At 34.7% G+C, this 12,584-nt stretch carries 11 protein-coding genes; 4 read left to right on the top strand and 7 right to left on the bottom strand.

The features are described 5' to 3' along the window. Positions 1-21: 21 nt before the first annotated feature. Positions 22-2,184 (bottom strand): DNA helicase RecQ, encoded by a 2,163-nt coding sequence (gene recQ / locus ABJF08_RS05905; protein ID WP_348115156.1) that lies wholly within the window; start codon positions 2,182-2,184, stop codon positions 22-24. A gap of 243 nt (positions 2,185-2,427) precedes the next feature. Between recQ and ABJF08_RS05900 the strand changes: the two genes are divergently transcribed. Beyond that, a complete protein-coding gene (locus ABJF08_RS05900; protein WP_348115155.1) occupies positions 2,428-3,294 on the top strand; it encodes a hypothetical protein in 867 nt (288 codons plus the stop codon). Between the two features lie 85 nt (positions 3,295-3,379). On the opposite strand, the gene ABJF08_RS05895 is transcribed toward ABJF08_RS05900, so the two are convergent. Continuing rightward, positions 3,380-3,970 (bottom strand): carboxymuconolactone decarboxylase family protein, encoded by a 591-nt coding sequence (locus ABJF08_RS05895; protein WP_348115154.1) that lies wholly within the window; start codon positions 3,968-3,970, stop codon positions 3,380-3,382. 101 nt (positions 3,971-4,071) lie between these two features. On the opposite strand from ABJF08_RS05895, the gene recJ reads away from it, so the two are divergent. Further along, on the top strand, positions 4,072-5,769 hold the full coding sequence (gene recJ, locus ABJF08_RS05890) for a single-stranded-DNA-specific exonuclease RecJ (RefSeq protein ID WP_348115153.1): 1,698 nt from the start codon (positions 4,072-4,074) through the stop codon (positions 5,767-5,769). Here the strand turns inward: recJ and ABJF08_RS05885 are convergent. From ABJF08_RS05885 to ABJF08_RS05870, 4 genes are all read right to left on the bottom strand, one after another. Next, a complete protein-coding gene (locus tag ABJF08_RS05885; RefSeq protein ID WP_348115152.1) occupies positions 5,766-6,125 on the bottom strand; it encodes a hypothetical protein in 360 nt (119 codons plus the stop codon). The two genes, recJ and ABJF08_RS05885, sit on opposite strands and share 4 nt — an antisense overlap. Positions 6,126-6,245: 120 nt before the next feature. Continuing rightward, complete coding sequence (locus ABJF08_RS05880) at positions 6,246-6,632, bottom strand: hypothetical protein (protein WP_348115151.1); 387 nt, start codon at positions 6,630-6,632, stop codon at positions 6,246-6,248. 144 nt (positions 6,633-6,776) lie between these two features. Further along, positions 6,777-8,618: a PAS domain S-box protein gene (locus tag ABJF08_RS05875; RefSeq protein ID WP_348115150.1), complete on the bottom strand. Its 1,842-nt coding sequence runs from the start codon at positions 8,616-8,618 to the stop codon at positions 6,777-6,779. Positions 8,619-8,716: 98 nt separating this feature from the next. After that, positions 8,717-9,475, bottom strand: coding sequence for a UDP-2,3-diacylglucosamine diphosphatase (locus ABJF08_RS05870; RefSeq protein WP_348115149.1), 759 nt, complete (start codon positions 9,473-9,475; stop codon positions 8,717-8,719). A 137-nt stretch (positions 9,476-9,612) separates the two neighbouring features. On the opposite strand from ABJF08_RS05870, the gene ABJF08_RS05865 reads away from it, so the two are divergent. Both ABJF08_RS05865 and ABJF08_RS05860 read left to right on the top strand, forming a co-directional pair. Then, positions 9,613-10,749 carry an ATP-binding protein gene (locus ABJF08_RS05865; protein ID WP_348115148.1) on the top strand — a complete coding sequence of 379 codons (1,137 nt, stop codon included), beginning with the start codon at positions 9,613-9,615 and terminating at the stop codon, positions 10,747-10,749. Continuing rightward, the gene (locus ABJF08_RS05860; RefSeq protein WP_348115147.1) at positions 10,746-11,489 is read left to right on the top strand and encodes a metallophosphoesterase; all 744 of its coding nucleotides are present in this window, start codon (positions 10,746-10,748) and stop codon (positions 11,487-11,489) included. Before ABJF08_RS05865 ends, ABJF08_RS05860 begins: the two co-directional genes overlap by 4 nt. On the opposite strand, the gene ABJF08_RS05855 is transcribed toward ABJF08_RS05860, so the two are convergent. After that, positions 11,486-12,583, bottom strand: coding sequence for an imelysin family protein (locus ABJF08_RS05855; protein ID WP_348115146.1), 1,098 nt, complete (start codon positions 12,581-12,583; stop codon positions 11,486-11,488). The two genes, ABJF08_RS05860 and ABJF08_RS05855, sit on opposite strands and share 4 nt — an antisense overlap. Between the last annotated feature and the right edge of the window lies 1 nt (position 12,584).

The following is a 12,584-nucleotide window of genomic DNA, read 5'->3' as shown; positions in this document are numbered from 1 at the left end:
ATTTATAAAAAAGCAGCTATTTTAAATAGCTGCTTTTTCATTTAATAAAGTCAGACCTAGTCTCAAAGATCCGTAATCTATCTTACCGTCAAAATGCTCAAAAATACTTTTAAGACTCTCAGCATCTTTTATTTGCTCAAAGTCTGCGGCTATTAAATCATAATCCTTAGGATCTATTAATTTTTCTAAATCTATATCATTGTGGCTTTCATAACGCTTAGTAAGATGATTTAGGATAGTGCCAGGTTGATAATTTCTAATTTTAGCTATTTCTTGAATGGTTTTACCTTCTCTAAATAGATGTACCGTTTCCATTACAGTATCCTTTTTAGGACCGCTGCTTTTCTTTTTGGTTTTTTTTGGTTTTACTATTTCATCTCTATAGACAAAGTCTTTTTTACGGTCATCCTTAAATTCTGATATCATTTTTAAGAACGGTGCACCATAGGTGTCGTGTTTGTGTGTTCCTACTCCAGTAATATCAGCAAATTCATTATCGTCCAATGGTATTCTAGCTGCCATATCTTTTAAAGTTGCATCACTAAAAATCATATAAGGAGCTAGATTTCCAGCATTAGCTAGTTGTAATCTAGTTTTGCGCAATGCTTCATAAAGATCGCGATTTACCTCTGTAGGTAATTCTTCTTTAGTGCGTTGTGCTCTACGTGACGCTAGTTCTTCTGGTTTTGGAATTACTGCTAGAGATACCTTGCGACCGTCAAAAAGCACCTCCTTACCTTGAGGTGTAATTTTTAAATGATTATTTTCATGAAAAGCTATTTCTACTAGACCTTGATTTATCATTTGTACAATGTACTGTTGCCAGTTGTTCCAGGTGATTTCTTTACCAGCGCCATAAGTTTTAATATGCTGGAAACCACTTTCCATAATCGCTGCATTTTGCGCACCTCGCAATACATCTATTAATAGATTAAGAGAGGCTGTTTCATTAGTGCGTATAATGGCGCTCAATGCTTTTTGTGCCGGTAGTGTGGCGTCAAAGAAATCTGGTTTGTTTAGACATACATCACAGTTGCCACAGTCTTCATCTAGATATTCATTAAAGTAGGAGAGAAGCATCTTCCTACGACAAGTAAGCGCCTCGGCAAACTGCTTCATGCGCTCCAGCTTTGCAATTTGTAAGTCAGCATTTCCACTTCCTTCGGCAAATTTGCGCAGTTGGATCACGTCTGCATAACTGTGAAATAATAGCGCGTGTGAGTTGATACCATCGCGTCCAGCACGACCTATTTCTTGATAATAGCCTTCTATGTTTTTAGGCATGTTGTAGTGCAGTACAAATCGTACATTAGATTTATCAATTCCCATCCCAAAGGCAATAGTAGCACACACTATTTTAAGATCGTCTTTGATAAATTTTTCTTGTACATTTTCTCTTTCTTCATGACTTAGACCAGCATGATAAGCTGCTGCATCAAAACCATAAGCAGTTATCTTACTAGCTAATGATTCACAAGTTTTACGGCTTAGGCAGTAGATGATACCAGATTCGTCTTTATTCTTTTGTAAAAAACGACGTATTTGCTGCAGTCTATTGTTTCCTGGACGTACTTCTAGAGTTAGATTAGGGCGATCAAAGGAAGAGACATATTCCTGTGCATTCTGAATTCCTAATTGTTTTTTGATGTCTGCCCTAGTGGCTCTGTCGGCGGTGGCAGTTAATGCTATTAAGTTAGCGTTTGGAAAGCTTGTTTTAAAATATGATAACTGTGTATACGCAGGTCTAAAATCATGTCCCCATGTAGAAATACAGTGTGCCTCATCCACAGCAATTAAAGAAACAGGAATCCCTTGAAGGTGATTATTCAGTAAACCGATGCTTTCTGGAGCTACGTAAATTAATTTGAGACTTCCAGAGCGCAACTCTTCTAGCATTTCTTGTTGCTGTGTAGCATCTTGCGAGCTATTAAAGTAAGAGGCTGGAATACCATTAGCCCGCAACGCATCTACTTGGTCTTTCATTAAAGCAATAAGAGGTGACACCACTAGGGTAACACCGTCTAGAAGTAAAGAAGGCAATTGAAAACACATGGATTTACCTCCACCAGTAGGCATGACGACCATAAGGTCCTTTCCAGCAATAACGCTGTCTATAATTTCTTCTTGTAATGGGCGGAAACTGTCGTAACCAAAATATTTTTTGAGTAGTTCTAGCTTTTTCATGATATTGATTTGAATGGCGTGTAACGTCTTAAAAGACAAGTTTCAAAGGTAGGGTTTCAGTGTGTTTTTATAAAGCTTTGTTTATAACTTGATGAGGCCACTTCCTGATTTAGCTAGGGAGATAGACACTTTTCTATCTAGTTAATTTGTATTTTTCCGCTTTCGCGAAAGCGAGATTTCTAACAACATATGTACGTGTATGATCGTTATTTAGAAATCTTATAATTCATTTGAAACGAGTTTATGAAATATCTATTTACATTTTTATTTATTACAATAACATTTTTTGCAGGTGCTCAGAATCAGGATTTAAATCAATACAAATACATTGTCGTAGAAAATCAGTACGATTTTCAGGGAGAGGCAAATGAATATCGATTAAACGAGTTGATTGTTTTTGAGTTTAAGAAGCGCAATTTTAATGCCTTTAGAAATTTAGAAGTATTACCAGAAGATATGAATATAGGAGTGTGTAATGCGCTTCAATTAAAAATAGATAAAAGTGGTAGCCTTACTAGAAATTTAATTTTAAGACTTGTTAACTGTGCAGGTGATACTGTTTTCACAACTAAAAAAGGAATAGGAAGGACTAAGTCTAACGACAAAGCCTACTTTGAAGCACTAAGAGATGCGATGACTTCTTTTGATGATGTGAATTATGAATATGTAAAGCCTAATAATATAAAAACACTTCCAAATAGTGAAGCAGTAGCTATAGGAATTGATAGTGTGCAAGCTATGTCTAGTCAGCCTAGTAATGTCGTAAAAGGAACAGAAGAGGTTAAAAGAGCAACCCCTAACTCCTTAATTACAAGGATAGCAACGGATGAATCGCCAAAGTTTGAAAAGAATGTGGTAGATGATGCTGAGCCGTCTAGTGAATATGAATTCACTTCAAAAGATGGGTATGCATTAATGAAAAGCACCAAGGGTTTTTTAATCTTTGATAATAATTTACCTATAGGTGTAGCACTTAAGAAAAGTAATAATGCTTATTTAGTCCACACGTCTGTGTTTGCAGGTGTGGGATATATGACAGGTGATAAATTTGTTATCGAGTACATAAATAACAAGAAAGAACAGATTATTGAATTTGTAAATGTTCCTTAATAGAGAGATGTATAAAGAAAAAGGGTGCTGGTTTAAACCGGCACCCTTTTTCTTTATAAGAAGGTTTGTGAAATTTTAAAACAGTTTAAACATGTTTACCTACTTCAAAACCATGTTTTCCTAAATATTGATCTCCACTTTTTATTGCGTCTCCTTCTAGAGTTGTTCCCATAGAATCGTTCCATCTATTTAAATAACCGAATAGTGAGATCACACCTAGCATTTCTACGATCTCTCCATCATCCCAATGCTGGTGCAGTCTATCATTTATGTCTTGATTAACAGCGTTAGGCACCTGACTTGCAGCTAGTGAAAAATCTAATGCTGCACGCTCTGCATCACTAAAAGCTGAGTGTGTGCGGTACTCCCATATATTATCCAGTTGTTCCTGTTCTGCTCCATAACGTTCTGCAGCTCTTATAGCATGCGCCTGGCAGTACCTGCAGCCTGTTGCGTTACTAGATACCCAAGCGATCATTCTTTTTAAAGCGCTGGTTACACGACCTTCGTTTGCCATTACCGCTTTGTTGAGATTAATAAAAGCTTTGGATATAGCTGGGCGTCGTTGCATGGTAAGGACAGAATTAGGACAAAAACCTAATGTTTCATTAAAGAAATCTGCTAGTTGAGCGGTTTCTGGATCATGACTCGCGTCTAATGGTGTAACTAATGGCATGTGTAGTTTTTTAAGAATTTACCTTGTAATTTAAGTACTAAAGATAAAGAAACCATCACAAATGCCGAAGGGGACTATTTTTTAGATCTTATCTTTACCAAATGCGCTGGACTTTAAAACCAATACCAGATTCTCAAAAACAACAACAATTAGCCCAAGAACTAGGAGTAGATCCTTTTCTAGCAGGTTTATTAGTGCAACGTGGTGTGGACGCTTTCGCGAAAGCGAAATCCTTCTTCAGACCTGATTTAGAAGAATTACATGATCCTTTTTTAATGAAGGATATGGAGCTGGCGGTTAAACGTATTCAAAAAGCTGTAGGGAATAATGAGAATATTCTAGTTTACGGTGATTATGATGTAGATGGGACTACTAGTGTTGCACTAATGTCTACATTTTTAGAAAGTTTTTATGATCGCGTTTCTACTTATATACCAGACCGTTATGATGAGGGTTATGGGGTAAGTTATAAAGGAATTGAGTTTGCATCAGATAATGATTTTACATTAATCATTGCCTTAGATTGTGGAGTTAAGGCTGTCGATAAAGTTGCGTATGCAAAGGAGAAAGGTATTGATTTTATTATCTGTGATCACCACCGACCAGGTAAGGAACTGCCAGATGCTATTGCTGTTTTAGATCCTAAACGAGCAGACTGTATTTATCCTTATGATGAATTATGTGGTTGTGGCGTAGGTTTTAAACTGTGTCAGGCACTTGCTGTTGCAAATGATTGGGATTTTGATATTTTGATTCCTTATCTAGACCTAGTAGCTACGGCAATAGGCGCAGACATTGTACCGATGACTGGAGAGAATAGAATACTAGCGTTTCATGGTCTTAATGTTATAAATACTAGTCCGAGAGCCGGTTTTGAGGCTATTATTGAGAATTTAAATAAAACGGTCCTTACTATTACTGACGTTGTTTTTACTATTGCGCCACGTATCAATGCGGCTGGTAGAATGAAGCATGGTCTTCATGCAGTAGAATTACTGACCGAGACGGATCTTGAAAAGGCTAAGGGATTTGCCGCTTCTATTGAAAATTATAATTCTGATAGAAGAGAACTAGATCGATCAATAACAGAAGAAGCGTTAGATCAAATTATAGTAAATAAAGAAGAAGAGAATTTTACCAGTGTTGTTTATAATGATGGCTGGCATAAAGGAGTTATTGGAATAGTTGCTTCTCGTTTAACTGAAACTTACTACAGGCCTACTTTAGTGTTTTGTAAATCTGGTGATAGACTTGCAGCAAGTGCTCGTAGTGTGAGAGGTTATGATGTTTATAATGCGCTAGAACAATGCACGGAATATATAGAACAATTCGGTGGGCACATGTACGCGGCTGGACTTACCTTGTTACCGGAGAATTATAAGAAGTTTAAAGCAAGATTTGAAGAAGTAGTTTGTGCTACTATAGAGAATAAACATCTTACCCCAGAAATACACATAGATTCTAAGCTGCCTTTAAGTGCTATTACACCTAAATTTTATCGCATACTACAGCAAATGGCTCCATTCGGTCCAGGTAATATGACACCTGTTTTTATGACAGAAAACGTGATAGATACTGGTTATGGTAAACGTGTAGGGAAAGATGAAGACCACCTTAAAATTAAGGTGGCCTCAAAAAAAGGGGAGAAGAATGGCTTTAATGCTATAGGTTTTAATATGGGTGATAAGTGTGATCAAATTACCAATAGTAAAAAATTTCACATAGCTTATTCTATTGATGAAAATGAATGGCAAGGAAATGTCTCTTTACAATTAAGATTAAAAGATATTACTTCTTAAAGCACAGACGGTAAGGATTCCACCTTACCCATGAATGTGAGTAATTTCGATTCATGATAGAGTTCTTGCCAATTATTATCTATAACATCGCTAAATGATGGGATAGAAGCAGAAATTTCACTTCTAAATTTATCAATATCACCTTTACTTAGTTTTGCAGCTTTGCGCAGTGCTTTCTTATTGTTGATAAAAATGGTATTGTCTTTAATGGATGACTTTTTAACGGTTATGGTAATTTCTTCTAAAGAATTTGATAATCTATTCGTTGTTTTTTCAACTTCTTGACTAAGGGCTAACAAAGCGATAAGTGAAAAAATAATGCTTAATACTGCAGTTTTTCTATTTGAGATTTTCATAACTATACGGTTTTGAGATTAAACTTTTAATTACCATACAAAGATCGGTAGATTATCGAGTTTAATGCTTAACTATAGTTCTTTAAGAATGTTATATTATTCCCTGATTATAAGAATTTCTCAATCGTTGATCATGCTTTTTAGATCGTCTAGTCTTAGGGGTTTTTTATTTATAGATAGCAATGGTTTTGTAACTTTAAATTCTTTAAAATCCTTATTAGAATACAGCTCGCTAGTCATGTGAAATTTGATATCCAAATTCTTCTTCTTTTCTGACATGTCTGTAATAAGATCCCATCCATTTACTGCATTAGTCTTGTTTTCTGTGATGACTAGAATGGATTCTTTTGAGTCTGTAATGTTTAATTTATCTAAATTTTGTAGAGCTTCCTTATTATCAGAGAATACTTCTATATTACTTGCTAGATCGTTTACTTCTAACATGGTTTTTATCACGTATGAATCTATAGGATTATCGTCAATTATCCATATTTTAGATGTGGTCATAAGACTTGTAGTTTTGAAATATAAATTTCATACTTTTAAACTACGTTTTGAGAATGGACGGTTAACTTAATTTGTAATCGTTTAAATGTTTGTAATAACGGCTGAAAAGCACTTTTTAAAAGACGCGTTATACCATTAGTAGATTTATAATTCTATCGTGAATTTTGTTCCGGCACCTATTTTACTTTGTACAGATATATTTCCTCCCATAGCTTCTACTTGGTTCTTGGTCATAAATAAGCCTAAGCCATTTGAATCCTTGTGTTCATGAAATGTTTTATACATTCCGAATATTTTATCTTTATTTCTATCTAGATCTATCCCTATCCCATTATCAGACACGATTATCGTGCAAGATTCATTGCTAACCTTTGCAGATATAATAATTTTTAATTGCTTTTTAGGATCTCTATATCGTATACTGTTAGTAATGAGATTAAGTAGAATACTTTCTAAATATGCAGGGAAAGCCACGATCTTTGTATCGCTTTTTATGTCTATTTCTATGATGTACTCATTTTTCATTACTTCTAAAGAGACACTTTCTAAGGTGTGAAGAACAAATTCTTTTAGGGCTATATTTTTTAATTCTATTTTATTAGAATGTACAGAAACGACTTGATTAAGATCTTCTATGGTCTGATTTAAGTTATCACTAGAAATGTCCAACATAGATATTATTTTAGAACGAATTTCTTGTTCTTCACTTTCTTTGTAAAAATCAATAAGACCTTTGAAATTACTAGAGTGTGATCTTAAATTATGAGAAACTATGTACGCAAAGTTGAGCAGCCTTTCATTTTTACTCATTATTTCTTTATGAAATATTTTCTTTTCTTTTTCGACCTTTCGTTCATTGGTAATATCTAGTATTTGTATAACTAGATTTTCTGGATCACCATGTTCATCATGCAATACGTTACATATAGTTTGGGTATAGACTATCGATCCATCAGACGCTCTTAAGGTAATAGTTTGTTTAATATGATCAGTTTTCTTGTTTAAAACCTTTTCTAGATGATCGAACCATTCAGTAAAATCACTTTCATCGATGAGCTTATCAAATGTAGTTTTTAAAAGATCGTTATTTTTTAGTTTAGTTATTCTTTCTAGTGTAGGGTTTACGTTAAGAAATTGAAGTGTAGCGGTGTCTAATATGGCTACTCCTAAATTTGAATTAAAGAATAATTTTTGAAATTTTTGTGAGGTAACCTTTATTTCATGTTCCTTCTTTTTACGCTCACTAATATTTTCAAACGTACCATATTGCGCGACACATAGTCCATTTTTAAACTCACTTTGACCTGTTGCTCTTACCCAAATGCAATTACCCTTTGCAGTTACTAATTCTAATTCTAAATCGTATGATTCGTTTCTCGTAATAGAGTTAAGGAAAGCTTCTGATATTTTATTGCGTGACTCACCACTCCTATAAAAATTTATAGCTTGCTTAGCGTCTGGCACATAATCATCGGCAACTTCATGAAGTTCTTTTGTTGCATCTGACCAGTATAGTTCCCTCGTCACATTGTTGTATTGCCATGTACCTATATTTGCGTGAGAGCATAGGTCTAGTAATATTTTAAAATCTAGTTGATCACGTTTTTTAATAAGAACCTGTGAGGTAATATCCTCGGTCATCATGACTATGCCAGCTATTTTGCCGTCATGGTAGTACCAGGGTTTTACACTCCATTTCAGCCATTGTTCGGTTCCGTCTTCTCGTATGAAAAGTTCTTCATCTCGTGATTCCTCAGCGCCTTTTAATACTCTTTGATGTTTGGCTCTCCATTCATCACTTATTTCAGGAAATATATCATAATGATTAAGACCTCGTAAATCAGACTTTTCTAGTTTATAGTCAGTACACCACTTTGCAGAGTGTGCTACGTATCTCAATTGATTATCTAAAAAAGCTACTGCAATAGGAGCCTGAACAATAATATTGATCTGATCGTGTACTTTATGATTTTCTTGATGCTCCATTATTCGAATTTAGAATAGTAATCTAGATAACCAGCAATTTTCCTAAAAAATTGTTAATTTATTAAGAGAAAAATTCGATTAACGGCACGTTTGTATGATCAAAATGGGTGTTTTTGTAAGTTAAAGTGTTTTCCATCGAACACTCCATAGGTATAATGATTTATCCAGTCTCCTAGATTTATGTACGTAGATGATTCTCCTACTTTTATCTCCATAGGTAAATGCCTGTGACCAAAAATAAAGTAATCAAAATGTTCTGTTTCTAGTTTATGCTTTGCATATAATGCCAGCCATTCTTGATCTTCCCCTAAGAATTTAGCATCTTCATCACCAGAAATCAGTTTGTTTTTAACTGATAAATATCTGGCTATACCTACTCCTATATCTGGGTGCAACCACTTAAAACACCATTGAAAGAATTTACTAGTGAATATCTTTTTCATGCGTTTGTAACCTTTATCACCAGGTCCTAAACCATCTCCATGACCGATAAGAAACTTTTTGTCATTGAATTCAAAAGTTTTTGGTTTATGATACACAGGAATTCCTAACTCTTCTTCAAAATAACCGAACATCCACAAATCGTGATTTCCAACAAAGAAGTAGATAGGAATACCACTATCTGCAATCTCAGCAAGTTTACCTAAAACTCTTACATGATTTTTTGGGACAACATGCTTGTATTCGAACCAGAAATCAAATAGATCTCCTAAAAGAAATATAGCAGCAGCATCTACTTTAACTTCATCTAACCATGCTAGAAACTTCTGTTCACGTGGTTTACTTAGTTCTTGAGTAGGCGCTCCTAAATGGTTGTCGCTAGAGAAATATATTTTTTTTCCTTCGGGAATTTGCATAGGTACAAAGATAATACACTTACCTCTATCTGGCTTATGGATCAGGTTATTGTATAGGTGTGATACTGCTATTTATTTAGCTCAATATTTACATTACATTCATTTGTACTTCGCATAAAGAGAGTATCTTAGGCTTGATGATTAATAAACGACTTTTAGTTAAGAACTTGCTTGCTCATAATGACGAGAATAGTTTCTATGATAAAAAGCTAAAAATAGACCTGAGTAATAAAGAAGGAAAGGCTAAGTTTTTAAAACACATCTGTGCTCTATCAAATTCTAATCCTAAAAATAATAGCTATATAGTTATAGGTGTTGATGATGTAACTAACGCTATAGTAGGGGTAGATTTTTTTGATGATTCAAAATTGCAAAATTTGATTAACGCCTACTTTACTAACGCTCCTATAATTCAATATGAAAATATTCCTTTTCCTCACTTACCAGTAGGTAAAGTAGTAGGATTAGTTACCATTAGAGCACAAGTAGGACTCACATCACTGCGCAAAAACATATGGAAATACTACGGTGGTAGTGTGTTTTTTAGGGATGGAAGTATCTCCATGCCTAAAACTTTTGACCTAGAGATTAAGGATGTCAATTCAGAAATAGTTGAAAAACTAGAACGACAGGCTAGCAATAATATAGAACACACCTTAGATAGCGTTGTAGAATTTTTAAACCGTAAAAATGAAGACCTAGAAACCCATTACAAGGTGTTTAAAGAGCAATTTGTTATCTGCTGGTCAGGAAAAGTAAAGGTGAATAAAGGACAGCGATATTATCATCGAGTGGACATTGAAATGGTAAATGAACAGGTTAAAATTTTTTATAGCACACTAGATGAGGTTCAAATCACTTATGATGAGGACAGTTTTAGTATCTTAGAGTTTGTAGAACTAGGTATAGGAGATCGACAGCGCTACCATCCTTTAGAGAGACAGACGCTCCGGTTTTTTCATAATGGAACCTATTTGTTAGAGAATAAGATTTTATTTAATCCTCCTTATTATGATCGTCGTACCTTGCATCATATTTATAATACTAACTTGTCTCTTTTGCATAAGATCGCAAATGGTATTCTTTTAAAAGATCAAGAATTAATTGATCTTAGACAGTTGCCAGAGACTATGTTGATATGCCAGTTTAATAATGTAGGAGAACCCATAGAAAAGATGAAATCTCACAAGAGTTTTCTCAAAAACTATTCGGATACCTATAAATCATATAAAGAAGCACTACGCGTTTTGCGCAAAGTAAAATACAATTCATGAGAACTATTGCAATAGGAGATATTCACGGCGGTTATAAAGCTCTACTTCAACTTATAGAAAGGATAGGTTTAAAAGATGACGATCAGTTAATTTTTCTAGGTGATTATGTAGACGGTTGGTCAGAAAGTTTTGAGGTAATAGATTTTTTGATCTCGCTTTCGCGAAAGCGTAAACAAAACAATCAAATAGCACCTATTTATTTAAGAGGTAATCATGATGAACTAGTCGTGGATAATTTACAAGCAAGCTCACCTAGCGAAATGTGGTTGTTTCACGGTGGGCAAAGCACAGTAGATAGCTACAAGAATAGAAGTAAAGCCGAATTAGAAATGCATTTTAATTTTTTAAGAAACGAACTTCATAATTTCTATGAGCTAGACGGCAATGGCTTTTTTCATGCAGGGTTTCATAACTTAAAAGGTCCGCATCACGAGTATTATGCAAATATTACCTATTGGGACCGTACTTTATGGGAGCTCGCACTTGCTGTAGATCCTAATTTAAAAAAAGATAACGATCGGTATCCAGATAGATTAAAAATTTATAATGAAGTGTACATAGGCCATACTCCTACAGATCGTCTAGGTTCTCATCAACCTATTAACGCGGCCTGCGTATGGAATATAGATACTGCTGCTGCTTATAAAGGTCCCTTAACAGCAATATGTGTAGAAACTAAAGAGGTATGGCAAAGTGACCCAGTGCATACATTTTATCCTAATGAAAAAGGGAGAAATTAATCTCCATCATTATCATTAAAGGTAATGATTATGCTCGCGGCACTAGAAAAATCTACTTTCAGCAATCTAATGATGTTCTGAACGTCTTCTGCAAGAACTTCTAGTTGATTAATGTCCGTTATAGCGGTGTTTTCTAGAGAGCTATTTAAGTTATTTAAAGTGCTATAAGCTGCAGTAAAAGCAGACTGTAATTCGATATCTATATCTTCACGATTAAGAATTTCTGAAGTATACTCTTCGATGCCAAAACCTTCTATATTATTAAAATCACCTGTGTAGGTAAAGTAAACAGCATCTAGATTTGCTTTTATAGCCTCTTTACTTATTTGACTTCTATAGTTTTCAAAAAGAGTAATATCTGTAGGAGAACTGTTTAATACTTCTTCTACTTTACGTCCTTTGATACTTTCTAGGCTCGCTACCATCGCGTTTATAGCTCGGTTAAAGTTACCGTTAACGCCAGACTCTAGATTAGTCTTAAAATCTGTTTCAAAATCAATCCATAAGTCTTGTGATTCTCTAGCTCTAGCTGCTAGATTTTGTGACAGTGCATTTAAGTATGCTTTTCTATCTGCAGTTGTTGCTCCTGTAGTGAATTGATCTATTACTACCTGATCATTTTCATTGAACAACATATACTCTATAGCTGCATAGCCTTTAATGGTAGCGCCTATAGTATCTACATCATCACTGTTTTGCACAGTGGCATCTATAATCCTACTTTCAATACCTGTACTGCTTACTGGCCATGTATGCACTCGTGGAATTAAGAAAGCGTTTTGGATAGGTCCTATGTTAAATGTCTCTATGTTTTTCCAGGTTAGATATGCTGCTTTCCAAGAAGCACGTGCTTCTACTAGAGTTACGGAAGTAGGATTAAGGGTAAATGCGTTACTAGTATTAATTAACTCATTTGTTTGATTTACATGCTGTTGTTGCAGTACGGTAATATAATTATCATATAAATGAGCCATTTGCGTCTCGCGAGCTGCGGCAATACCACTATCGCTAGAGCTGTCATCACTTTCACAAGATATGATAGCTGTTATAGCTAGTGTAAAAAGGGCGAGTATTCTTAAAAATGAAAATTTCATA

This window comes from Nonlabens sp. (assembly GCF_039941875.1).
In the GTDB taxonomy this organism is placed as follows: Bacteria; Bacteroidota; Bacteroidia; order Flavobacteriales; family Flavobacteriaceae; genus Nonlabens.
Note: the sequence above shows the minus strand (reverse complement) of the source record. Positions and strands in the feature narration are given on the sequence as shown.

Bases quoted from the DNA above. Each gene is read 5' to 3' on its own strand.
- recQ (WP_348115156.1), bottom strand. From the start codon at position 2,184: ATGAAAAAGCTAGAACTACTCAAAAAATATTTTGGTTACGACAGTTTC.
- ABJF08_RS05900 (WP_348115155.1), top strand. From the start codon at position 2,428: ATGAAATATCTATTTACATTTTTATTTATTACAATAACATTTTTTGCA.
- ABJF08_RS05895 (WP_348115154.1), bottom strand. From the start codon at position 3,970: ATGCCATTAGTTACACCATTAGACGCGAGTCATGATCCAGAAACCGCT.
- recJ (WP_348115153.1), top strand. From the start codon at position 4,072: ATGCGCTGGACTTTAAAACCAATACCAGATTCTCAAAAACAACAACAA.
- ABJF08_RS05885 (WP_348115152.1), bottom strand. From the start codon at position 6,125: ATGAAAATCTCAAATAGAAAAACTGCAGTATTAAGCATTATTTTTTCA.
- ABJF08_RS05880 (WP_348115151.1), bottom strand. From the start codon at position 6,632: ATGACCACATCTAAAATATGGATAATTGACGATAATCCTATAGATTCA.
- ABJF08_RS05875 (WP_348115150.1), bottom strand. From the start codon at position 8,618: ATGGAGCATCAAGAAAATCATAAAGTACACGATCAGATCAATATTATT.
- ABJF08_RS05870 (WP_348115149.1), bottom strand. From the start codon at position 9,475: ATGCAAATTCCCGAAGGAAAAAAAATATATTTCTCTAGCGACAACCAT.
- ABJF08_RS05865 (WP_348115148.1), top strand. From the start codon at position 9,613: ATGATTAATAAACGACTTTTAGTTAAGAACTTGCTTGCTCATAATGAC.
- ABJF08_RS05860 (WP_348115147.1), top strand. From the start codon at position 10,746: ATGAGAACTATTGCAATAGGAGATATTCACGGCGGTTATAAAGCTCTA.
- ABJF08_RS05855 (WP_348115146.1), bottom strand. From the start codon at position 12,583: ATGAAATTTTCATTTTTAAGAATACTCGCCCTTTTTACACTAGCTATA.